Source organism: Notoacmeibacter marinus, from assembly GCF_002238045.1.
Taxonomy (GTDB): Bacteria; Pseudomonadota; Alphaproteobacteria; order Rhizobiales; family Rhizobiaceae; genus Notoacmeibacter; species Notoacmeibacter marinus.
Window position 1 is genome coordinate 542,358 of sequence record NZ_NBYO01000001.1, and the last position, 22,318, is coordinate 564,675.

General features: G+C 60.6%; 19 protein-coding genes. 4 read left to right on the top strand and 15 right to left on the bottom strand.

The genetic code is table 11. The annotated features are described in order from the left end of the window. Positions 1 to 96: 96 nt before the first annotated feature. The 9 genes from B7H23_RS02505 to tsaB all read right to left on the bottom strand — a co-directional run bounded on the left by B7H23_RS02505 (position 97) and on the right by tsaB (position 8,812). A complete protein-coding gene (locus B7H23_RS02505; RefSeq protein WP_094076824.1) occupies positions 97 to 513 on the bottom strand; it encodes a helix-turn-helix domain-containing protein in 417 nt (138 codons plus the stop codon). Positions 514 to 634: 121 nt separating this feature from the next. Beyond that, positions 635 to 2,224: an apolipoprotein N-acyltransferase gene (gene lnt / locus B7H23_RS02510; protein WP_094076825.1), complete on the bottom strand. Its 1,590-nt coding sequence runs from the start codon at positions 2,222 to 2,224 to the stop codon at positions 635 to 637. Between the two features lie 161 nt (positions 2,225 to 2,385). Continuing rightward, positions 2,386 to 3,453: a hemolysin family protein gene (locus B7H23_RS02515; RefSeq protein WP_240534947.1), complete on the bottom strand. Its 1,068-nt coding sequence runs from the start codon at positions 3,451 to 3,453 to the stop codon at positions 2,386 to 2,388. Positions 3,454 to 3,457: 4 nt separating this feature from the next. After that, a complete protein-coding gene (gene ybeY / locus B7H23_RS02520) occupies positions 3,458 to 4,039 on the bottom strand; it encodes an rRNA maturation RNase YbeY (RefSeq protein WP_094076826.1) in 582 nt (193 codons plus the stop codon). Further along, positions 4,032 to 5,060 carry a PhoH family protein gene (locus B7H23_RS02525; protein ID WP_094076827.1) on the bottom strand — a complete coding sequence of 343 codons (1,029 nt, stop codon included), beginning with the start codon at positions 5,058 to 5,060 and terminating at the stop codon, positions 4,032 to 4,034. Before B7H23_RS02525 ends, ybeY begins: the two co-directional genes overlap by 8 nt. Before the next feature lie 121 nt (positions 5,061 to 5,181). Next, positions 5,182 to 6,603 (bottom strand): tRNA (N6-isopentenyl adenosine(37)-C2)-methylthiotransferase MiaB, encoded by a 1,422-nt coding sequence (miaB, locus tag B7H23_RS02530; protein ID WP_276294079.1) that lies wholly within the window; start codon positions 6,601 to 6,603, stop codon positions 5,182 to 5,184. Positions 6,604 to 6,723: 120 nt separating this feature from the next. Next, on the bottom strand, positions 6,724 to 7,620 hold the full coding sequence (locus tag B7H23_RS02535) for a lysophospholipid acyltransferase family protein (protein ID WP_094075814.1): 897 nt from the start codon (positions 7,618 to 7,620) through the stop codon (positions 6,724 to 6,726). Continuing rightward, a complete protein-coding gene (gene rimI / locus B7H23_RS02540; RefSeq protein ID WP_173861871.1) occupies positions 7,620 to 8,126 on the bottom strand; it encodes a ribosomal protein S18-alanine N-acetyltransferase in 507 nt (168 codons plus the stop codon). Before rimI ends, B7H23_RS02535 begins: the two co-directional genes overlap by 1 nt. Continuing rightward, positions 8,126 to 8,812: a tRNA (adenosine(37)-N6)-threonylcarbamoyltransferase complex dimerization subunit type 1 TsaB gene (tsaB, locus tag B7H23_RS02545; RefSeq protein ID WP_094075815.1), complete on the bottom strand. Its 687-nt coding sequence runs from the start codon at positions 8,810 to 8,812 to the stop codon at positions 8,126 to 8,128. The genes rimI and tsaB overlap by 1 nt, the downstream gene beginning before the upstream one ends. 405 nt (positions 8,813 to 9,217) lie before the next feature. On the opposite strand from tsaB, the gene B7H23_RS02550 reads away from it, so the two are divergent. Beyond that, positions 9,218 to 9,784, top strand: a complete 567-nt coding sequence (locus B7H23_RS02550; RefSeq protein ID WP_143534712.1) for a hypothetical protein — start codon at positions 9,218 to 9,220, stop codon at positions 9,782 to 9,784. Between the two features lie 78 nt (positions 9,785 to 9,862). Here the strand turns inward: B7H23_RS02550 and B7H23_RS02555 are convergent, their stop codons facing one another. From B7H23_RS02555 to lepA, 4 genes are all read right to left on the bottom strand, one after another. Beyond that, complete coding sequence (locus B7H23_RS02555) at positions 9,863 to 12,025, bottom strand: malate synthase G (protein WP_094075817.1); 2,163 nt, start codon at positions 12,023 to 12,025, stop codon at positions 9,863 to 9,865. Between the two features lie 153 nt (positions 12,026 to 12,178). Next, on the bottom strand, positions 12,179 to 13,426 hold the full coding sequence (locus B7H23_RS02560; protein WP_094075818.1) for a BaiN/RdsA family NAD(P)/FAD-dependent oxidoreductase: 1,248 nt from the start codon (positions 13,424 to 13,426) through the stop codon (positions 12,179 to 12,181). Positions 13,427 to 13,993: 567 nt separating this feature from the next. Beyond that, the gene (locus B7H23_RS02565) at positions 13,994 to 15,031 is read right to left on the bottom strand and encodes a GmrSD restriction endonuclease domain-containing protein (protein WP_094075819.1); all 1,038 of its coding nucleotides are present in this window, start codon (positions 15,029 to 15,031) and stop codon (positions 13,994 to 13,996) included. Between the two features lie 249 nt (positions 15,032 to 15,280). Beyond that, on the bottom strand, positions 15,281 to 17,089 hold the full coding sequence (gene lepA / locus B7H23_RS02570; protein WP_094075820.1) for a translation elongation factor 4: 1,809 nt from the start codon (positions 17,087 to 17,089) through the stop codon (positions 15,281 to 15,283). 171 nt (positions 17,090 to 17,260) lie between these two features. Between lepA and B7H23_RS02575 the strand changes: the two genes are divergently transcribed. Together B7H23_RS02575 and B7H23_RS02580 are read left to right on the top strand one after the other, a co-directional pair. Further along, positions 17,261 to 17,893, top strand: coding sequence for a biliverdin-producing heme oxygenase (locus B7H23_RS02575; RefSeq protein ID WP_094075821.1), 633 nt, complete (start codon positions 17,261 to 17,263; stop codon positions 17,891 to 17,893). After that, entirely contained in the window at positions 17,890 to 20,502 is a 2,613-nt protein-coding gene (locus tag B7H23_RS02580; protein WP_094075822.1) for an HWE histidine kinase domain-containing protein, read from the top strand. Before B7H23_RS02575 ends, B7H23_RS02580 begins: the two co-directional genes overlap by 4 nt. A gap of 24 nt (positions 20,503 to 20,526) precedes the next feature. Here the strand turns inward: B7H23_RS02580 and B7H23_RS02585 are convergent, their stop codons facing one another. Beyond that, positions 20,527 to 21,537, bottom strand: coding sequence for an NAD(P)H-quinone oxidoreductase (locus tag B7H23_RS02585; protein ID WP_173861872.1), 1,011 nt, complete (start codon positions 21,535 to 21,537; stop codon positions 20,527 to 20,529). Between the two features lie 171 nt (positions 21,538 to 21,708). Continuing rightward, entirely contained in the window at positions 21,709 to 21,939 is a 231-nt protein-coding gene (locus B7H23_RS02590) for a YdcH family protein (RefSeq protein WP_420814458.1), read from the bottom strand. Positions 21,940 to 22,089: 150 nt separating this feature from the next. On the opposite strand from B7H23_RS02590, the gene B7H23_RS02595 reads away from it, so the two are divergent. After that, on the top strand, positions 22,090 to 22,293 hold the full coding sequence (locus B7H23_RS02595; protein WP_094075823.1) for a YdcH family protein: 204 nt from the start codon (positions 22,090 to 22,092) through the stop codon (positions 22,291 to 22,293). Positions 22,294 to 22,318 lie beyond the last annotated feature (25 nt).

Consider the following 22,318-nt stretch of genomic DNA (forward strand, 5'->3'; position numbering starts at 1 on the left):
CGGCCTTGTGCCAATCGAACAGAGCAGGGTCAAGCGTGTTCGGCGTCGCTCGTAGAGAAAACCCGCGTCCAGGTTGCGGGCGCAGCAGATCGGCGTTCAGTTCTCTTCCATCTCGCCCAGCGAACGGACCAGATCGATGATCCGGCGGCGCACCTTCGGGTCGCCGATCTTGATGAAGGCGCGGTTGAGTTGCAGACCTTCCGTGGAATTGAGGAAATCCACGACGTAATTGGCGTTGCCGACTTCGGCAAAACCGCCGTTCTTCGCCTCGCCATTTCCAGGCGCGCCTTCGAAGAAGAACGACACCGGCACCTGCAGGATATCGCTGATCGCCTGTAGCCGGCTGGCGCCAACACGGTTGGTGCCTTTTTCGTATTTCTGGATCTGCTGAAAGGTGATTCCGAGATTGTCGCCAAGTTTCTCCTGGCTCATACTCACCATATTGCGCCGCAAACGAATACGACTGCCAACGTGGACATCGATCGGATTCGGCTTCTTCTTTACATCCGCCATCTTTTCCTCATCGAGCGCCTCGGGGGGCATGGCGCCCGGGTCCGGACCGATCTGCAACCGCAAATCGCGTCGCGTGAGAACAACCCCTCGAATGTTTGGATAAATTGCCTAGACCAATCGGTCAATCCAAAGCACGGCGGGATGGAAGCGTGAGCAATAGAGCCAATATCCAAAACACAACCATAAGGGATATTCCGATTGTAGACCTTGATCGCATAGGTTGCAAGTCCGGTGAACGCGGCACATCGATATCGAGCATTGCCGAAGTGCCAAGCGCAAGGCCGGAAAGAACGCGTCCGCGGGCATCGATGACGCCGGAAATCCCGCTATTTGCTGCACGGATCATCGGGCGTGCGGCCAGCACGGCGCGATATTGCGCCAGACGGAAATGCTGAGCCGGTCCGGGCGTATCACCGAACCATGCATCGTTCGTAACATTGAGAATCAGCTCTGCATCGCCCTCCAGTTCCGCCGCTTCCTGTGGAAAGATGGTTTCGTAACAGATCAGCGGAAGAATGGCCGGCAGACCCGGCAACTCTATCAGTTCATGGCGTGCGCCAGCCTCGAAACCGCCGGGCAGGACTGCCAGTTCCGTCAAGCCAAAGCGCGACAGAAGATCGGCCAGCGGCAAATATTCACCGAGCGGAACGAGGTGCACCTTGTCGGCGCCGCCGATGATCGTGCCGGTGTCGTCGATGCCCAGCACGGCGTTCGTATATCGGGTCGCAGCGCCCTCGCCGTAGGCTCGCACCGATCCGGTCAGCAGAGTCTGGCCGGGTTGCAGCACACGGGCAATCGCCAGCAATGCCAAAGGCTGGCGCGTCAGCACCCAGGGCGTAGCCGTTTCCGGCCAGACAATCAGTTGCGGCAGTTCGCCATTCTCGACCGGCGCCTCCGTCAGTTCGAGATGGCGTTCGAAAATTGCCGTTCGCGTATCGTCGTCCCACTTTTCGGTCTGGGCGATAGCAGGCTGCACGATCCGCACGGCAAGACGATCATTCTCATTGTCCGGGCCAGCACTATCGGGTGCGATAATCAGACGCCAAGCGCCAAAGCCAATCTGAGAAGCGATAAGAAGAACCAGAAGCGACAGGCCCGCCCGTCGCCAGCGCGGCCCGGCCAGCAGCACAGGCAAGCCGAAAACGAAGGTCGCCAAGACATTCATACCGACCATGCCGACAAAGGGCAGAGGTTGCATCAGAAGCGGTACCGGCATAGCGGCGGCGGCCACCGGCGCCCATGGGAAGCCCGTAAACAGAAACGTGCGCAACCATTCCATCATGCCGAAACTGGCGGCGAGGGCGAAGACGCGACCGAGATCGTCGGCCCAGACCACCCGCGCCAGTGCTGCCGCCGCACCATAAAAGCAGGCCAGAATCGCCGGCAGAACGATCACGCCGATCGGCACCATCCATGCATGCAGATCCGCCTCGACGAAAAATGCCGCGCCAACCCACCAGAGCGTTGCGGCAAACCAGCCGAAACCGAACCAGAACCCGATGGAGAATGCCGGCATGATCCGCGCACTGAACGCGCCGCCACCGTCGGCAACGCCGTCCAGTAGAAGGATAAGTACCGGAAAGCTGATGAAGCAGACGAAAGGGAAGTCATATGGGGCCTGAGCGAAGCTTCCAAGCGCACCGACAAACAGCGCCAGACCGTGGCGCCGCCAACCTGACAGCAGAACGATGCGTCCGGCCAAGTCCTCCAGCATCGCGCGCGCCGCCCCTTTTTTCGAATCGCACCCTCGATCCGGTGGTATCAGATCGCGTCGGTCGATAAAATTGCGGGATCCTGCCGCGATCAGCTTCGAACGCCGCCGGGGAGCATCCGGTACGGAGCGGCTTCGCGAAGGAAACTCACAACCGGCTGTTACTCGGTTCCGCCTTCGGGTAGGACCGGAGCGCTGTCGCCACTGCGCGATACGCGACGCCGCCGGTCGGCCCGCAACTGGATGATGCGAACGCGTTTGATGCGACGCGGATCGGCATCGATGACGTGGAATTCCCAACCCGGCACCGCCTGCACGACCTCGCCGCGCGCCGGCACGCGGCCGAGCGCGTTGAACAGAAGGCCGCCAACCGTGTCGACATCCTCCAGCATTTCTTCGTCGGCCACGAAATCTTCGCCGATTTCCTCCGCGACATTCTCAATCTCAGCTTTGGCGTCCACGATGAAGACGCCCTCGGCGCGCTTGCTGATCAGCGGTTCTTCGTCATCGTCGTGCTCGTCCTCGATCTCGCCGAACACGACTTCGACAATGTCCTCCAGCGAAACCAGTCCGTCCGTGCCGCCATATTCATCGATGACGAGCGCCATCTGAATGCGCGCGGCCTGCATTTTCGCCATCAGATCGCCGGCGAGCATCGAGGCAGGCACGAACAGGACGGGGCGGATAAGGCCGAGATCGGAGAGCGGTTTGGCCAAATCGATACGGGTCAGGTTCATGTCGGCCAGTTCTGCCAGCGCATCGATCTGGCCATCGGCCTGCTTGGCCGCCGGCCCCTCGCGGCCACAGGAGCGGCGCGTCACATGGGCCAGCACGTCGCGGATATGAATCATGCCGCGCGGATCGTCCAGCGTATCGGCATAGGCCGGCATGCGCGAACGCCCCGATGTTTCCAGAAGGACCATCAACTCGCCGAGCGTGGTGCCGATTTCGACGCCTTCGATATCGCCACGCGGGATCATAACATCCTCGACCCGAACCTCGCGAAGGCGCAGAATATTGTTCAGCATCGCCTTTTCGGTTGGCGAGAAGCTCTCCGTGTCACTGTCGGAGGATTCCAGCGCCTCGGCCAGATCGGCGCGGAGGCTGCCCGGTCGACGCGCGCCGAAAAGGCGTTGCAGAAAACCGGGGCCGTCCTCGCCTGCCGCAGACGCCTGCTGGTCGGCCGGCTCAACTTCCGATTGTCGGCCCTCGTCGTTTTCGTCAGCCATTTCGTCAGGTCCGTTCACTGAAGCCACCATCATCGTCACGCTTATCCAGGCCGGTGCGGTAGGGGTCGGCAATGCCGAGCCCTTCGAGGATCGCGGTTTCCAGTCCCTCCATAGCGTCGGCGTCTTGGTCCGTTTCGTGATCCCAGCCGGCAAGATGCAGAAAGCCGTGGACGACGAGATGGGTCAGATGATCGTCGAAGGTTCTGCCGGCCTCGGTCGCCTCTTTCGCAACGACGCCATGGGCGATGACAATATCGCCCAACATGGGCGGGAGCGCTTCGCCCGGCATCAGATCAAAGGCGGGAAAGGACAGCACGTTGGTGGGTCGGTCCTTGCCGCGCCACTGCCGGTTCAGAGCGTGTACCGCTTCATTATCCGTGAGCACGATGGAAAGTTCGCAGCTTCCCGCCGCGGTCTGCAGACGCGTTTCGCGCATGACCGCCGCAACGGCCCGCGCCGCCAGCGCTTCTCGTCGATCAGGCTGGCCCCAGCCATCGCTATCGATGGAAAGCAGAAGATCGATCCCGCCACTCGCGGGACTGGGAGGGTGCTCGTCGTCTGCGGGCAATCGGGTCGGTTCAGGCATCGGATGGCCCTTCATCGCCATCTTCCGGTTTGGTGACCGACGAGCGCGCAACCGTCCGCTTCTCGCCTTCACGCTCATAGGCGCGCACGATTTCCGCCACGAGCGGATGACGAACCACATCGACATCGCGAAAGCGCACCTTCACGATACCAGGAACCTCACCCAGCACACGCAGCGCTTCGACCAGACCGCTATGGGTGCCGCGCGGCAGGTCGATCTGGCTGGGATCGCCGGTCACGATCATCCGGCCGCCTTCGCCAAGGCGCGTCAGGAACATCTTCATCTGCATGGACGTGGTGTTCTGCGCTTCGTCCAGGATGACGCAGGCATGGGCGAGCGTGCGGCCGCGCATGAAGGCGAGCGGGGCAATTTCGATCACGCCGGCGGTCAGCGCACGTTCCACCTTGTCGGCGGGCATCATGTCGTAGAGCGCGTCGTAGAGCGGACGGAGATAGGGATCGACCTTTTCCTTCATGTCACCCGGCAGGAAACCGAGCCGCTCGCCGGCCTCGACAGCCGGGCGCGAAAGAATGATCCGTTCGACGATGCCGCGCTCCAGCAGCATCGCGGCGTGGGCGACGGCCAGATAGGTCTTGCCGGTACCCGCCGGCCCGATGCCGAACACCAGTTCGGCCCGGTCGAGCGCGCGCATGTAGGCGTCCTGATTAGGCGAGCGGGCATAGATCGTCTTCTTGCGGGTGGAAATCTGCGCTGCAGCGACCCGGCTGCCGGCAATGTTCGGCAGGTCGAGCTGGTCGTCGGCGGCCACCGCCATGCGAATCGCCCCGTCGACATCGGAAGGGGCAAGTTCCGCGCCCTTTTCCAGCAGATCGTAGAGAAAATCGAGCGCGCGGCGCGCCTGCTCCGCGCCCTCCGATCCGCCGCGAATCGTCACTTCGTTGCCCGTGGCCCGCAGATCGACCTGAAGGGCGCGTTCGATACGCGCCAGATTCTGATCGAACTGGCCGAACAGCCGACTGGCAAGATTGTTGTCGTCGAAGGCAAGTACAAGATGAGCCATGTCCGACGCGCCGGAGGGCGCGGGCTTCACCGGTGAGACGTGACTCAAGCTGCGCTCCTTCGCTTCGGCTCGATCTTTCTGCGACTCACAAGCGCGGACCACGCTTGTGGGCTCCACCTTCTCATGAGACTCGCTTTTGCCTCATATGGGAAGAGGCAGGCACGGCAAAAAGGGAGTTAGGCCCAGCTTCCGTGACCGTCACGGTTACGAGATCGCCAATTTCACCGATTGGCTGGTCGATCACGACCGATTGCAGCCAGGGCGAACGGCCGATGAGCTGGCCAGGTTTGCGACCGGGCTTTTCCAGCAGAATATCCATCGTCTCGCCGATCTTCGAGCGACCGAAGGCGATCTGCTGCTCCGTCAGAAGCGCCTGCAGGCGCTGAAGGCGCTCATCCTTGACAGCTTCGGGCACATGGTCGGGCAGTTCCGCACCGGGCGTGCCGGGTCGCGGCGAATATTTGAAGCTGAAGGCCTGAGCGTGTCCGATGTCGCGCACGAGCCGAAGCGTCTCCTCAAAATCGGTGTCTGTTTCGCCGGGAAAACCGACAATGAAGTCACCGGAAATCGCGATGTCCGGTCGCGCGGCGCGGATGCGCGCGATCACGGCGCGGTATTCGTCCGCCGTGTGCTTCCTGTTCATCGCCTTCAGGATGCGGTCGGAGCCGGACTGCACCGGCAGATGCAGATAAGGCATTAGCACTGGCAGATCGCGATGGGCCGCGATCAGATCGTCATCCATGTCGCGCGGATGCGAGGTGGTATAACGCAGCCGTTCCAGACCCGGCAGTTCGGCAAGGGTCCGCAAAAGGCCGCCAAGGCCGATGGGCGATCCCGCCGCGTCTTCGCCATGCCAGGCATTAACGTTCTGGCCAAGAAGGGTGATCTCGCGGACACCGGCTTCGGTCAGGCCGCGCGCTTCTTCGACCAGCCGGGCAAGCGGGCGGGAGACCTCCGCGCCGCGCGTATAGGGCACGACGCAGAAGGTGCAGAATTTGTCGCAGCCTTCCTGGACAGTAAGAAACGCGGTGACGCCACGCTTGCGCGTCACCTTCGGCTTCGCCATCGGCAGATGATCGAACTTGTCCTCGGCGGGAAAATCCGTCTCGACCACGGTTTCGCCGGCACGGGCGCGGCGGACCGCTTCGCCGATCCGGTGATAGGTCTGCGGACCGATCACCATATCGACGGCCTTCTGGCGACGGACGATCTCCGGCCCTTCGGCCTGCGCCACGCAGCCGGTGACGCCGATCAGGAATTCGCGGCCATCGGCGCGCTTTTCCTGCTTCATGTCGCGCAGCCGGCCCAGTTCCGAATAGACCTTCTCGGCCGCCTTCTCGCGGATATGGCAGGTGTTCAGCAGAACGAGGTCGGCCTCGTCTGCGCTGTCGACCGGCCGGTAACCTTCGGCGGCGAGCGCATCGCCCATACGCTGGCTGTCATAGACATTCATCTGGCAGCCATACGTCTTGACAAAAACGCGTTTGGCCGGGGCAACTGAACCTGCGCCATCGCCGGCATCCCGGTCAGTGCTGGCATCCACCGGATCGCTGTCGATGAGATTTTCGGTCACGCGCCACTCTTTTTCGCATTCATTCAAGCGCGGCTCCATAACGCTCTTTTGCGGCAAAAGGGAGTCCCCTTCCGCCCCGCGCCCCGACTCTCAGCCCTGTGTCAGGCCACGTTCCAGAAGAGCGGCGATGTCGCCTTCGGCGCGGCGGGTCAGGTGTTTGCGGTCGGTCCCATGGCCGGCTTCGAAATGATCTCCGAAAATGAGGCGAACGGTCATGGGCGGGCCGAAAAGCACCGAAGTCAGGTGCGGCGCAAAGTCCTCATCGTCGATCCAAGCCGCGTAGTTTCTCCGCTCGTCCGCGTCCATTGGCGCACCACCCCGGCGAACATAGGCAAGCGCGGCGGTCTGGATCGTCATCGCCGTGTCCTCGCTCGGCAGCGCCAGCCGTACGGCGCCGAGCAGCGACGATTTGAAGGGCTTCAATTGCGTGCCTGCTGCCGTCGTGCCTTCCGGGAAAAGGATGACCGGTTCGCCGCCCCGCAGTCGATCTCCGATCTCACGCGTCTGTTCGCCGACTTTCCTCGGATCGTCCCGTTTGACGAAAATACTGCGGGTAAATCTCGTCAGGAACCCGATGGCCGGCCAGTCTTCCATATCCGCCTTGGCGACGAAGCAGCCCGGCACCGTGGCGCCGAGAACCAGAATGTCGGTCCAGGAGACATGGTTGGCGAGCAGCAGAAGCGGCCGGCCCCGTGTCGGCCCGCCTTCCCGGATCACACGAAGGCCGACGACGCGCAGCGCAAAGCGGTACCAGAGCTGCGTCATCGCGTAGCGGTGCGATGGCACGGGCGAGCGTGTCAGAACGACATGGACAAGCCCCATCGGAAGAAGAGCGGCAACCAGAAGTGGGCCGAGCACGGCTGCACGAATAACGGAGCGCCGACGTCGCGGGCGATGCGGAGCGCGCGGTTCGCCGGGTTCGTGCTGTTCTTCTGCACTGGTATTCGTGTTAAGCTCGTCATTGTCCGGCATTGCCGTCCGGTCCATCAAATTTCCCGCCTCATGATAAGCGCGTTCGAAGGCGAGCCATCGGCGTCGCGATAATAGCCCGAACGCTCACCAACCTTACGAAAGCCCAGACGACGATAAAGACCGATTGCGCCGTCATTGTTCTCGTCGACCTCAAGAAACAGCGCCTTGACCCGGTCTTTGTGAAGCTGGCGCATGACCTCATCCATCAGTGCCCAGCCGACACCGCCTCTTCTGCGAAAACGATCGACGGCAATGGACAAAATCTCAGCTTCGTCCGCCGCGATCTGGGCGATGGCGAACCCCTCGATTTGCCCGTTCGCGAACCCCTCGCGAATGGCGACCACCGCCTTTGTGTTCGGTCGGTCGATAATCCGCTCGATCTCGTCCTCGCTCCAGCCCTGCGCGAAGGATTGCGCATGGATCCGCGCCATGGCCGGCACGTCCTCGGGCGCCGCAGGAATGACCTGCCGCTCGCGCCGGCCTATTCCGGGAATAAAGGGCGTCAGGATCGGCCAGAACATCAGCCCGCGCTCCCTTCCACCTTCCGTGCGATCCGCGCGGCGGCGGAGGGCGGCTTGGCATCCGCGCCCCGGAGATAAAGTGGCTCGGGTGCGTCATTCGGCTCCCGGTGCCGCCCAAGCACGGCGATGGTCTCGATGGCGCCGGTGCGGCTGTCGGGCAGCGCATCCGCCGTGAGCCCAAGCGATGCGATCCCATCGCCAACAAGTCGCAGATCGTTCAGCGGAAGATCGCTGCGTCCCTCGGCGAAACGGCCATAAGGCAGCCTGCACGGCTGCATCACACAGTTTCCGTTCGCATCGAACGCAGCGGCATAGACCTCGTCCCGTCCCGCATCGATCGCAGCCAGAATGGGAACGGCCCCGAGTTTGAGGCGCGCTTCTGCCGCCAAAGCTTCGAGGGTCGTCACGCCCACCGCTGGAATGGACAGCGCCAGCGCCAGGCCGCGCGCTGCGGCGATGGCGGTTCTGACGCCTGTGAAGGAGCCCGGACCGATACTCACCGCGATCTTCGTCAGGTCGCCTTTGGCAAGGCCTGCCTCCGCCAGAATGTCGGCGATCATGGGAACGAGCCGTTCGGCATGACCGGTGCGCCGTTCTTCCAACCGCTCGGCCAAGACCGTGCCGTCCGCGCCGACAAGGGCAACGGCGCAGGACGACGATGCGGTGTCGAGCGCGAGCAGAACCATGATTTCCAGCTAAGCGATCCTGCCTGACGGAGCAAGCCGAACGCCCGTTCCATCGACGCTCCGCCTCGCCAAACATGGATTAAGCGATTTTCGATTGGCGACGCGGAACGGGAAAGCGGGCGGAACATTTGTCCCGTCGAAAGACCGGCAAACGCGTGTCAAACGGGCGCGGCGGCACGGTGGACGGAGCGGTTTTCCCGTTTTCTCGCTCCGGCATCAACGAATTGGCAGACGAGCACCTGTCCCGTCCGCGTTCGCCGGTCTTTCGACCACCATAATCTCCGGTCGTTTCCCCGGCGTTATTTTCGACCGCCGCTTTGGGCGGGGCGCGAATAATGATACATCGCGGCCATGAAATGTGCCCCGTTTCTTTTCCTTCCGCTTTTTCTGGCGGGCTGTACCACTATGCCGGGTGATCTCGCCGAACCCGTTCGCGCCCAAGCCTTCGCCGAAACGAAACTAGCGATCTGCTCCGGCTATGGCTGCACGTTCAAGGACGGTTTTGCGCCAGGCGCGGCCGACCGTAGCCGGCTGAAGGCCATCATGGCGCGGGGCGCTGCTTCGCCCAAAGCCGAGCGCCGTGCGATCCGCCGCGCCATCGCGTTGATGGAACGTAGCGCGCAGCAACAATCCCGCTTCGACATAGATGTCCCGCTTTCGCTGCAACGCCACGCCAACCGGCGCGGCCAGATGGACTGTTTCGACGAATCGACGAATACGCGCACCTATCTGCGCTGGCTGCATAAGGCCGGTATGATGCGGCACCACAGGCCCTCCCGCACAATCGCCCAGCGCGGCTATCTGCTCGATGGGCGCTATCCGCATAAGACGGCCGTGATCCAGGACGATAACGGATTGGCTTGGGCTGTCGATAGCTGGCGCGGCCGAAACGGTCAGCCGCCTGAGATCATGCCGATATCGCGCTGGGAAAACAGCAGTAGCAGCGATTTCGCCTACGATCCGTCGACTTGACCGCACCTTGTCCGGAATAAAAAAGAAAAGCCGGCGAAGTGTCCTCCGCCGGCTGCTATCATCTGCATCTTTCGACGACTATGCCGCGTGTTTTTCCTTGGCCTCGCGCCGACGGGCATGCAGCACCGGCTCGGTATAGCCGTTCGGCTGCTCGGTGCCCTTGAAGACCAGATCACAGGCCGCCTGGAAGGCAACGCTGTCGTCGAAATTTCCGGCCATCGGGCGATAGTTCGGATCGCCCTCGTTCTGCCGGTCGACCACCGCGGCCATCTCCTTCATCACGTCCATCACCTTGTCTTCGGTAACGACACCGTGGCGCAGCCAGTTGGCGATGTGCTGGGACGAGATGCGCAGCGTCGCGCGGTCTTCCATCAGGCCGACATCATTGATGTCCGGCACCTTGGAGCAGCCGACGCCCTGATCGACCCAGCGGACGACGTAGCCGAGAATGCCTTGCGCATTGTTGCGCAGTTCGGCCGTTTTGTCCTCCTCCGTCCAGTTGGGGCGCGGCGCGACGGGAACAGAGAGAATATCGTCGAGGCTGGCGCGCTCGCGGCTCTTCAACTCTTCCTGCACCTCTTCGACATCGACCGTATGATAATGCGTCGCGTGCAATGTCGCAGCGGTCGGGCTCGGCACCCATGCCGTGTTGGCGCCGGCCTTCGGATGGCCGATCTTCTGCTCCAGCATGTCGGCCATCAGATCGGGCATGGCCCACATGCCCTTGCCGATTTGGGCGTGGCCCTTCAGGCCGCATTCCAGACCGATATCGACGTTCCAGTCTTCGTAAGCCTTGATCCAGGGCGCGCCCTTCATGTCAGCCTTCCGGATCATCGGGCCGGCCTCCATCGAGGTGTGCATCTCGTCGCCGGTTCGGTCGAGGAAGCCGGTATTGATGAAAACGACGCGATCTTTCGCCGCGCGGATGCACTCCTTCAGATTGACAGTGGTGCGGCGCTCCTCGTCCATGATTCCCATCTTGATCGTGCCCGTCGCCATGCCGAGCAACTTCTCGACCCGGGTGAAGATCTCCACGGCGAAGGCGACCTCGTCCGGGCCGTGCATTTTCGGCTTCACCACATACATGGAGCCTTCGCGGCTGTTCATGCGGCGGCCGTTCGGCCCGACATCCTGCAACGCGCCAAGCGCCGTCATCGCCGCGTCCATCAGCCCTTCGAACACCTCGTTCCCTTCGGCATCGAGGATCGCCGGATTGGTCATCAGGTGGCCGACATTGCGCACCAGCATCAGCGCGCGACCCTTCAGCACCAGTTCGGAGCCGTCCGGCGCGGTGAATTTCTTGTCGGCGTTCAGTTCGCGCGTGACGGTCTCGCCGCCCTTTTCGAAGCTCTCCTTGAGCGTGCCGTCCATCAGCCCGAGCCAGTTTTCATAGACGTGGGTCTTGTCGGCGGCATCGACCGCGGCGACGGAATCCTCGCAGTCCATGATCGAGGTCAGCGCGCTCTCCAGTTCGACATCGGCGATGCCGGCCGGATCGTCCTTGCCGATCTGGTGGTTGCGATCGATATGGATCAGCGCGTGCAGGCCGTTATTGACCAGCGCCACGGTAGACGGCTCGCCGCCTTCCTCCGAGAAACCGGCCAGATCCTCCTCATAGCGCAACGTCTTGTCGCCATCATGGGTACGGACGGACAGCTTGCCATCCTCGATGGCGACGCCGGTCGCATCGGCCCAAAGCGCGTCTTCCAGCGGGAAGGTGCGGTCGAGAAACTCCTTGGCCCAGGCGATGACGCGCGCGCCGCGCTCGGCATCGTAGCCGCTACCGGATGGCAGATCGCCCAGCGCATCGGTGCCGTAAAGCGCGTCATAGAGCGAGCCCCAGCGCGCATTGGCGGCGTTCAGCGCATAGCGCGCATTGTCGACAGGCACGACGAGTTGCGGGCCGGCGACCGTTGCGATCTCCGGATCGACATTGCTGGTCTCAACGGAGAACTTGTCGCCTTCCGGCACCAGATAGCCGATCTCCTTCAGGAAGGATTTGTAGGCTTCGAGATCGGTCGGCGCGCCGTTTTCCCTGTACCAGCCATCGATCTTCTCCTGCATCTCATCGCGAACCTCAAGCAGTTCGCGATTCTTCGGCGTCAGATCGGCGACGATCGATGCGAAGCCCTCGAAGAAAGCCTCTTCCTCCACACCGGAATTCTTCAGCGCCTTCTCGACGATGAAATCGTGCAGCGCCTTGTCGAACTGCAATCCGTTGCGGGTGACGCGGTCGTTCATAATGATCCTCCGGGCATGTTGCTGGCGTGTCGGTTCGTTCAGCCGACAGATGGCCTTCCTGCCAGCGCATTCAACATGCCGCGCCGAACCGGTCAATTCCGGCAAAGGTGCAAATCACTTTTGCTCTATTGGAACAGGTCAGGCAGGCGCGTCTCAATCGCCGGCGGCGATGGCCGTGCCGGCGGCATGGGCCGACGCCCAGGCCCACTGGAAATTGTAGCCGCCGAGCCAGCCCGTCACATCGACCACCTCGCCGACGAAATAAAGACCCGGCACCGCCTTCGCTTCCATCGTGCGCGAGGAGAGCGCGTCGGTATCGACACCGCCCAGCGTCACCTCGGCCGTCCGCCAGCCTTCCGTGCCGGCGGGCACGATGTCCCATTCATTGGCGGCGGCGTCGAGCCGGTCGAGACTTTTCCTGCCCTGTTCCGCCAGACGCCCGGCCACACCGGCGCGGGCGCAGACGGCGCCGGCCAGCCGCTCCGGCAGCAGCGTCGCCAGGGCGGTCTCCACCGTCTTTCTGCCATCGCCGGCTCTGGCCTTGTCCTTCAGCGCCCCGGCCAGCGACACGCCCGGCGCCAGCGACAGGCGCACCGTCTCGCCCTCGCGCCAATAGGACGAGGCCTGCAGGATGGCGGGGCCGGACAGGCCGCGATGGGTGAAGAGGATCGCTTCGTCGAAGGCGGCTTCGCGTGCGCCCCGGCCCGCAACCACCCGGCCCGCCACCGAGACGCCGGCCAGCGCCTTCGCCTCTTCATGCAGCGCGCCGGTCAGCGTGAAGGGCACCAGCGCCGGGCGCGGTTCGACGACCGGCAGGCCGAACTGACGCGCCAGATCGTAGCCGAAGCCGCTGGCGCCCATCTTCGGAATCGATTTGCCGCCCGTCGCGACCACCAGATTGGCGCAGGACAGCGTCTGCCGCCGCCCGTCGCGCTCGACGGTCACGGCAAAGCCCTGATCGGTCTTCTCGACTTCAATGATCGCGGTGTTCAGCCATAGGTCGGCACCGGCGCGCGCCATCTCGTCCAGCAGCATGGCCACAATCTGTTTCGCCGAATCATCGCAGAACAACTGGCCGAGCGTCTTTTCGTGCCAGGCAATGCCGTGCCGTTCGACCAGCGCGATGAAATCCGCCGGCGTGTAGCGGGCAAGCGCGCTCTTGGCGAAATGCGGATTGGCGGAGAGGAAGTGCTTCGGCGCGGTGCGCGTATTGGTGAAATTGCAGCGCCCGCCGCCGGAAATGCGGATCTTCTCGCCCGGCGCCTTCGCATGGTCGATGACCAGCGTGGAACGCCCCTGCCCCGCCACATAGGCCGCGCAGTGCAGCCCCGCGGCGCCGGCACCGAGGATGATGGTGTGGTGGTGGGTCAGATTGAATTTTCTACGAGCCTTCTCAGACATAATCCCAATTCGGACACGTTATGATCAAAGTAGGACACATTATTTTGAAACGAGCTTCGAAGGTAGAACCCAGGAACGGAGCTTTGCTTAGGAAGCTGAACTTGACTAAGCACTTTTCTTTGAAATTGAGCCTTAGTTTCGCTGCTTCTATGCGCTATGTGATTACGTATTGCGGCAGAGCGGGCTAAGGCATTTTTGTGCTGCTGTGCAATTGTCGAAAATGGCCCGCCGTCTTTTAGAAAAATGCGAGCGGTATTTTCTAAATTCTCGACAGGTAGCAGCTGAATATAGCCATTACGGCCTCTTAGAATTTTAAGGGCATCGGCGCGATTTCGACACTGTACTAGACTACGTCGACGTCCAGCAGCACACGACGGCATCATCATGTTTGTGACGAACAAGCCAAGGAGATCGGTCTCAAACTCAGCAAATATCCTTAAAAAGGATAGCTCATATATCGCCTCAAGCTCCGTGATAGGTACGCTGTTTCGATTAAATAAACCTATCTGACGATTGAGCAACTTTCTGGTTGAAGCCAATCGACTTTTAAAACTTTGAAAATGACCATCAAGCGACATTTTCAAACAAAAAATTAGAGACTTCTTGGCGATTGCTTTTCCGATTGAAACGCGTTTCAGTAGCTATAGCTACTTTCGATGGAAGATCTTCACGTCGATTCAGTCTCTCGAAAAGACGAAAAATCTCCCTCACCCTCGCAGGAGTAATTTCAATATTGCTTTTAATTAATCTATCTATCAATACAAATAGGTGGAAAAACATGTTTTTATTGGAGATTGAGCTGCTATCGATACTTCGTCCAAAATTTCGATCAATAATATCCATTATCTCATAGAATAATTCTATGTGATCATCTCCATCTTTGTATTTATCGTCATTCTTTCTATAAAAATCATCTATATTTTTTTTGGTCTGCTCAAATATCCCCTGAGAGAGATACATGAGCAATATACTCGTAAATTCAACCTCCAACATTCTTGCTATATCATTCTCACTGAAAACTCTCCACTCTCTCCATCTTCCTAACTGATCATACGAAATGCCGTAGCTGGCTTCTTTGAAGTCCCCGAAAAACTCCGCGTTTCGGAGCTCCTGATCATTGAGCTTCGATCCCGTGGAGTTCATCCTTGCGAAAACGCCCAGTACGTCGGCGTCACTAGTATCCAACGGCAGCACGTGGACACTAAATTTATAGGAAAGAAGAGATTTTCTTTGGCCCTCTCTGAGGTCGGAAAATTTCCTATTAGCCAGCTCCGTATTGTGCTTTTTTAAAACTGTAAAATAATCGCTTGTTTCTACATCATCTAACAAATCAATATCTACATATGATATAATCGTACGCAGTCTCTGCTGCCCGTCAACAACCTCCCTAATCGTTGCTAACGAGTCGATATCTGTCTGCTCTCGCAAAAATATTATTGGAACCGGCATTCCACGATAAAGAGTATCGATCAGATACGATTTCTGGACGGGCTTCCAAACCGATCGTCGTTGAAAACTCGGGCTCAAAATGAGAGATTTACTTCTTTTCCAGCTTAAGAAATCGCCTATAGTATAGGTAGTTTGTTGAATATCCCACTGTTTCATCTTTTCTGGAAACTCCAAGCATTTATGCCATCATAGGGACTCATGCGGCGAAAATAGTATGGGCCAATACCGCTGTCTTTGCCATTCGCAGAGATCAGACCCTAGCATAGGAAACGAATAATCTTGGCTATTGCGCTGATGGCTGTCAAATTGGATCTCTCCGAGGCCTGTCTCAGTGGTGACTAGTCCATCCGGTTTGGCAAGAACCGCACATATCGATCACCTTTCGGACAGTAATCGTCCAGCCGATCAACTGTCCATCTTCAGGGCCTGAATAAACGCTTCCTGAGGGATTTCGACGCGGCCGAACTGGCGCATCTTCTTCTTGCCCTCCTTCTGCTTCTCCAGAAGCTTGCGCTTGCGGGTCGCGTCGCCGCCATAGCATTTGGCGGTCACGTCCTTGCGCATGGCGCTGAGCGTCTCGCGGGCGATCACCTTGCCGCCAATGGCTGCCTGGATCGGAATCTTGAAGAGGTGGCGGGGGATCAGTTCCTTCAGCTTCTCGCACATGCCGCGGCCGCGCCGCTCGGCCTGGCTGCGATGGACGAGCATCGAGAGCGCATCCACCGGTTCCTCATTGACGAGGACGCTCATCTTGACGAGATCGCCCTGCCGGTAGTCGCTGAGCTGGTAGTCGAAGCTGGCATAGCCCTTGGAAATGCTCTTCAGCCGGTCGTAGAAATCGAACACCACCTCGTTCAACGGCAGGTCGTAGACCACCATGGCACGGCTGCCGACATAGGAGAGGTCCTGCTGGATGCCGCGCCGCTCCTGGCATAGCGTGAGAATCGGGCCGAGATAATCGTCCGGCGTCATGATGGAGGCGCGAATCCACGGCTCCTTGATGTGGTCGATCTTGACCACGTCCGGCATGTCGGCGGGGTTGTGCAGTTCGATCTCGCTGCCGTCAGTCATGGAGAGCTGATAGACCACGGATGGCGCGGTCGCGATCAGTTCGAGGTCGAATTCGCGCGACAGGCGCTCCTGAATGATCTCCAGATGCAGGAGGCCGAGAAAGCCGCAGCGAAAGCCGAAGCCGAGCGCGGCGGAGGTTTCCATCTCATAGCTGAAGGAGGCGTCGTTCAGCCGCAGCCTGCCGACGGCCGCGCGCAGATCTTCGAAATCAGCCGCATCGACCGGGAAGAGGCCGCAGAAGACGACCGGTTGAGCCGGCTTGAAGCCCGGCAGCATCTCGGCGGTCGGCTTCTTGTCCTCGGTGATGGTGTCGCCGACGCGGGTGTCCGCCACTTCCTTGATGGACGCGGTGATAACGCCGATCTCGCCGGGGCCGAGTTCGCCCGTCAGCACCATTTTGGGCGTCAGCACGCCGACGCGCTCGACCGGATATTTCGCGCCCGTGCCCATCATGCGGATGGTCTGGCCCTTCTTCAGCCGGCCGTCGATGATGCGGACAAGGACGATCACGCCGAGATAGGCGTCGTACCAGCTATCGACGAGCATGGCTTTCAGCGGCGCGTTGGGGTCGCCTTGCTTCGGCGCGGGCAGGCGATGGACGATGGCTTCCAGCACATCCGGAATGCCCATGCCGGATTTGGCGCTGATCGGAATGGCGTCGGACGCATCGATGCCGATCACCTCCTCGATCTGCTCCTTGATGCGGTCCGGCTCGGCGGCGGGCAGATCGATCTTGTTGAGGACGGTCACCAGCTCGTGGTCGTTATCGATCGCCTGATAGACATTGGCCAGCGTCTGCGCCTCGACCCCCTGGCTGGCGTCGACGACGAGAAGGGAGCCCTCGCAGGCGGCGAGCGAGCGGGAGACCTCGTAGGCAAAATCGACATGGCCGGGCGTGTCGATCAGGTTCAGAACGTAATGCTCGCCATCCTTAGCCGTGTATTCCAGGCGAACGGTATTGGCCTTGATGGTGATGCCGCGCTCGCGCTCGATATCCATGGAATCGAGGACCTGATCCTTCATCTCCCGCTCTTCCAGCGAGCCGGTCGACTGAATCAGCCGATCAGCGAGCGTGGACTTGCCATGGTCGATATGGGCGACGATGGAAAAGTTGCGGATATGGGAAAGCGGTGTCTCGGTCATGGGCGCTCATATAGAGGCGTTCGCGCCCGCACGGAAGCGCCAAAAACGCCGACAGGTCGACCGCCCGTTCGCGGTCCGTGACATGGCGGCGATCGTACCGCTTGATGCTATGGATGCCGCGCCCTACTTACCGCGAATTGTTGCGGGACGCGACCGCTACCCGAGGGTGCAATGACACTGACGTTTACGACACAGCGTGACATGCTGGATCGGTCGGCGGACAAGCCAGCCGTCCGGCTTCGCATGGCGCTGCGCCATGAAACGCGGGAAGCGCACCAGGCGCTCGACGATCTCATGAGCACGTTTGTGTTGGACGATCCGACGGACTACGCGCGGTTTCTGACCGTGCATGACATGGTTTTGCCGGCAGCCGAACGGGCTCTCGAGGAGAGCGGGATCGCGCGGGACTTGCCGGACTGGCCCCGCCGTCGCCGGCGCGCCGCCCTTCATGACGATCTGGCTGAACTGTCGGACCGCCCGCAACGCCCGGCCCTTCAACCATCGTTCGATTTTTCTTCGCAGGCCGCACGGCTCGGCGCGGCCTATGTGCTGGAGGGCTCGCGAATGGGCGCACGCATGCTTGTCGACAAGGTACCCGAGGGCGATTCGCGCTTTCCGACGCGCTTCCTGCGCCATGGCGAGGGCGAACGGCTCTGGCCCGGTTTTATCCAGATGCTGGACACGGCCGACGGCGCGGGCCTACAGCAGGAACGCGCCATAGCCGAGGCCGAGCATATGTTCGATAGCTACCGACGCGCTGCCGAAGCGCTCCTGAAAGCGGAAAGTCTCAAGACAGTTTTATGAGCGATTATTTCGATGCGGATCAGCCCGCCGTTGACCTGACGAACTGCGACCGCGAACCGATTCACCTCCTGGGCCGGGTGCAGAGCTTCGGCTTTCTGATCGCCGTATCGTCGGACTGGATCGTCAGCCACGTATCGGAAAACATCGGCGCATTCCTCGATATCGATCCGGATTCGCTGATTGGCGAGCCGCTGGCGCGCCATTTTCCGCAAAGCGTCATCGACGTGGTACGCAACCGCCTGCAAAGCTTCGTCAATCGCAGCTCGCGCGAGCGGCTGCGCGACGTTCCGTTCGAGGATCAGAACCGCTCATTCGACATGACGGTTCATGTGATCGAAGAGACCGGCACCATCGTTCTGGAAATGGAGCCCGCACGACCGTCGGATATGGCCGAAGAAGAGCTGCTGTTGGTCCGCAATGCGCTGCCGCGCCTTTCCCGCCACGATTCCCATCGCCGTTTATGCCAGGATGCGGCCCGATATCTTCAGTTCATCACCGGATTCGACCGGGTGATGGTCTATCAGTTTCTGCAGGACGGCGCGGGCGAGGTCATCGCCGAAGCCCGGCAGAGCCGCCTCGATCCGTTTCTCGGCCTGCGCTATCCGGCAAGCGACATCCCCAAACAGGCGCGCGCCCTCTATGTGCGCCAGCCGATCCGCGTCATCGCCGATTCCTCCGAGGAGGGCATGCCGGTTCTGCCCAAGAGGACGATCGACGGGCGCCCCATCGATCTTTCCTCGTCGATCCTCCGAAGCGTGTCGCCCATTCATCTGGAATATCTGCGCAATATGAACGTCGCGGCGTCGATGAGCATTTCCATCATTATCGACGGCAAGCTCTGGGGCCTGTTCGCCTGCCATCACGATTCACCAATGGTGGCCGATCATGTGAAGCGCGGCGTTGCAGAAATGTTCAGCGAACTGTTCTCGCTGATGCTCTCGAACCGTTTGAACGAAGAGGAAAGGCGCTCCGACGAGGAGGTTCAGCGACTGACCAACACCTTCTCGGCATCCGTATCGCCCGATAGCGACCCGATCGAAAGCATGTTTCCGGTGCTGAAAGCGATTTCCAAACTGCTTTCAGCGGACGGGTTCGCGGTGGTCCTCGACAATGACCGGCGAACGTCCGGCCTCACACCCGAGCCCGGCGATCTTCAGAAGATTACCCGTTTTCTCAACACCGCTTCGGCCCATACGATCTTTTCCACCCACAAGATGGGCGAGGTCTTCTTCGACAATGACGGCGTGGAACGCAAACCGGCCGGACTTCTGGCGATTCCGATCAGCCGCAGCCCACGCGACTACATTATCTTCTTTCGCCGCGAGATCGTAAAAACCGTCACCTGGGCCGGCAATCCGGACAAGCCGGTGAAGGCCGGGCCGAATGGTGAACGCCTGACGCCGCGAGAGAGCTTTGCCTCCTGGCAGCAGGAACAACGCGGCTTGAGTGAAGTCTGGTCCAATAAGGATCTGCGCATTGCCGAGCAGCTGCGCCTCGTTATCCTCGAAGCCGTTCTGCGGTTCACAGACGAGGTCGCGCGCGAAAGGAAAGTGGCGCAGGAACGGCAGGAACTGCTGATCGCCGAACTGAACCACCGCGTCCGCAACATCCTATCGCTGGTCAAGGGGATCGTCAGTCAGAGCCGCGGCACCAATCTGTCCGTGGACGATTACATCGGTATTCTGGACACGCGCATCCAGTCCCTCGCCCGCGCGCACGACCAGATCACCAAACAGAACTGGTCGGCGGCCTCCTTTCACCGGATGGTCGAAGTCGAAGCGGCAAGCTATCTGGGAGAAAGCAAGGAACGGGTCCGCATTGTCGGCGACGATTGCCTCCTGGAGCCAGAGGCCTTCGCCACCCTTGCCCTCGTAATTCACGAGATGGTGACCAATAGCGCGAAGTATGGGGCGCTGTCGGCCTCGGCGGGCCATGTCGACATTACCACCAGGATGGAAGAGAACGGCTTTTACTCGATCGACTGGCTCGAGCGGGGAGGTCCGGCCGTCAAGGCGCCGGAACGGCGAGGCTTCGGCTCTACGATCGTCGAACGGTCCATTCCATACGAGCTGAAGGGCCAGGCAACCGTCGATTTCGAACTCGCCGGCCTGCATGCCAGGTTCGAACTGCCGCCGCGACATGTGAAGCCGGCACCGGTTCAAGCGAAGAAAGAGCAAGCCAAAAAGAACGAGAAGGCGACGGCAGCCAAGAACGATGCCCCTCTCGAAGCGGCGTACGCGCCCAGTCGCTTTCTCGTGGCCGAGGATAATCTTATTCTGGCGATGGAGCTTGAGGATCTTCTGCTGGAAAGCGGTGCGGAGAGTGTCGACGTCGCCAGCAATCTTTCGGATGCGAAAGCCATTGCCTCCAAGTCCGAGCTGGACTTCGCCATACTGGACGTCAATCTCGGTTCGGCGACGAGCTTTCCTATTGGCGAGATTCTCGCCGAGCGCGGCATCCCGTTCGGATTTGCGACGGGCTATGGCGAGGAACTGAAAGTCCCGGAATCGCTCGGCGAACGGTGTTGCATCTCAAAACCCTACGATCGCGACACGGTTCGCGGTCTCATCCGCGACGTTCTGGAACTGCACCGCCGGCAGACAGAATAGGCGCCAGGGGTACTGTTCCCGCGCTCAGGTCTCGGTCCGGGCCGTCAGGACAATCTTACCGATATGGTCGCCCTGCTCCATCCAGCGATGGGCGGCTGCGGCCTCGTCCAGGGCGAAGGTTCTGTCGATCAGGGGCCGCACCTTGCCGGCCTCCATCAGGGGCCAGACCTTCTCGTGCAGTTCCTTCGCCAGCGCCGTCTTGAAGGCGTTGGAACGCGGGCGCAGGGTCGAGCCGGTGTGAGTGAGCCGCTTTCTCATCAGGACGGACAGATCGATTTCCTGCTTGGCGCCGCCAAGCGTCGCGATCTGCACGATCCGCCCATTGACGGCCGCCAGCCTGTGATTGCGCGGCGCATAATTACCGCCGACCATGTCGAGGATCAGGTCGATGCCTTCGCCACCGGTCGCCTCCTGCAGAACGTCGACAAAATCGTCGGTTTTGTAATCGACGCAGCGCTCTGCACCGAGTTCTTCGGCCGCGCGGCACTTGTCGGCGCTTCCCGCCGTCGCAAAGGGTCGCGCGCCGAACGCCTTGGCCAGTTGAAGGGCGATGGTGCCGATCCCGCTCGTGCCGCCATGAACGAGAAAAGTCTCGCCCTCGGTCAGTCGACCGCGCTGGAAGACATTGTGCCAGACCGTGAAAACCGTCTCGGGAATCGCCGCGGCTTCGATCATGGAAAGGCCGTTCGGCACGGGAAGGCAGTGCCCCGCCGGCACGGCGACGTAACCGGCATACCCACCACCCGGTGTCAACGCACAGACTGCATCGCCCACGGCAAGACCGTCGACATTATCGCCGAGACTGGCGATCCGACCGGATACTTCCAGACCGGGCAGGTCGGAAGCATCTTTCGGCGGCGGGTAGAGGCCCTTTCGCTGGAAGACGTCAGGCCGATTGACCCCCGCCGCTTCAACTGCAACCAGAACCTCACCCTCACGAAGGGTCGGTAAAGGCCGGCGAACCCGCTGCAGAACATCCGGCCCGCCCGGTTCGCTGATTTCGATAGCTGTCATCTCGTGCGGCAGTTCGGCCATGTGGGGCTCTCCGATTGGCGGGTCGCCTTACCATCTGGTTCGAAGATGCGGCTTGAAAAGAGCCGATCGCCGCGGAGGCGCAAACGATAAGGGCGGATCGATGACGATCCGCCCCCGGAAGCGCAAGGCTTCGAAAACTCGAACGACCGATAAGGTCGTTACATTTCGGTACTAGTGGCGAACAGGCGGAGACAGACGCATGATCTCGTCTTTGAGAGCGAGTTTCTTTCGCTTCAGCCGGGCAATTTCAAGGTCATCTTTGGCCGGAGCAATCTGCAAACTCTCGATCTGCTGATCCAGATCACCATGCTTGCGCTGAAGCTGGGCGAGATGAGACTCTAGAGACATTAGCATTCCTCCGTTCGGTTTGTTGTTGAAGCGCCGATTGGCGACATATCTCATGTAGGCACGCGCCAGCGAGGCTTCAAAGTGCAGTGTGCCGTATAGATCGATTCCTGTCGAATGCTGTCTGACAGCATTTCAAAGAGAGTGTGAATGTGATAGGGAAAGTGCCTGCTTTTCAGGGAATTGGCCCTTAAAGGAATGCCCCTCATGTCCGATCAGGAGCAGGCTGAACTGCGCCTCCAACTCGCCCGTCTCAAACAGGAACACGCCGATTTCGATGCGGCCATCGATGCGATGAACCAGACCGGCTGCGATGCGCTTCGAATTCAGCGCATGAAGAAGAAGAAGCTGGTCATCAAAGACAAGATCAGCCAGTTGGAAGACGGCACGCTCCCCGACATCATCGCGTGAGCACGGACCGCACGAAAAGAACAGG

Coding starts and splice junctions, on each gene's coding strand:
- B7H23_RS02505 (WP_094076824.1), bottom strand. CDS start 513: ATGGCGGATGTAAAGAAGAAGCCGAATCCGATCGATGTCCACGTTGGC.
- tsaB (WP_094075815.1), bottom strand. CDS start 8,812: ATGGTTCTGCTCGCGCTCGACACCGCATCGTCGTCCTGCGCCGTTGCC.
- B7H23_RS02590 (WP_420814458.1), bottom strand. CDS start 21,939: ATGAGATATGTCGCCAATCGGCGCTTCAACAACAAACCGAACGGAGGA.
- B7H23_RS02550 (WP_143534712.1), top strand. CDS start 9,218: ATGCCGGGTGATCTCGCCGAACCCGTTCGCGCCCAAGCCTTCGCCGAA.
- B7H23_RS02575 (WP_094075821.1), top strand. CDS start 17,261: ATGACACTGACGTTTACGACACAGCGTGACATGCTGGATCGGTCGGCG.
- B7H23_RS02560 (WP_094075818.1), bottom strand. CDS start 13,426: ATGTCTGAGAAGGCTCGTAGAAAATTCAATCTGACCCACCACCACACC.
- B7H23_RS02565 (WP_094075819.1), bottom strand. CDS start 15,031: ATGAAACAGTGGGATATTCAACAAACTACCTATACTATAGGCGATTTC.
- B7H23_RS02555 (WP_094075817.1), bottom strand. CDS start 12,025: ATGAACGACCGCGTCACCCGCAACGGATTGCAGTTCGACAAGGCGCTG.
- rimI (WP_173861871.1), bottom strand. CDS start 8,126: ATGTTCTGGCCGATCCTGACGCCCTTTATTCCCGGAATAGGCCGGCGC.
- B7H23_RS02595 (WP_094075823.1), top strand. CDS start 22,090: ATGTCCGATCAGGAGCAGGCTGAACTGCGCCTCCAACTCGCCCGTCTC.
- B7H23_RS02535 (WP_094075814.1), bottom strand. CDS start 7,620: ATGGACCGGACGGCAATGCCGGACAATGACGAGCTTAACACGAATACC.
- B7H23_RS02515 (WP_240534947.1), bottom strand. CDS start 3,453: ATGGCTGACGAAAACGACGAGGGCCGACAATCGGAAGTTGAGCCGGCC.
- B7H23_RS02585 (WP_173861872.1), bottom strand. CDS start 21,537: ATGGCCGAACTGCCGCACGAGATGACAGCTATCGAAATCAGCGAACCG.
- lepA (WP_094075820.1), bottom strand. CDS start 17,089: ATGACCGAGACACCGCTTTCCCATATCCGCAACTTTTCCATCGTCGCC.
- B7H23_RS02580 (WP_094075822.1), top strand. CDS start 17,890: ATGAGCGATTATTTCGATGCGGATCAGCCCGCCGTTGACCTGACGAAC.
- B7H23_RS02525 (WP_094076827.1), bottom strand. CDS start 5,060: ATGGCTCATCTTGTACTTGCCTTCGACGACAACAATCTTGCCAGTCGG.
- ybeY (WP_094076826.1), bottom strand. CDS start 4,039: ATGCCTGAACCGACCCGATTGCCCGCAGACGACGAGCACCCTCCCAGT.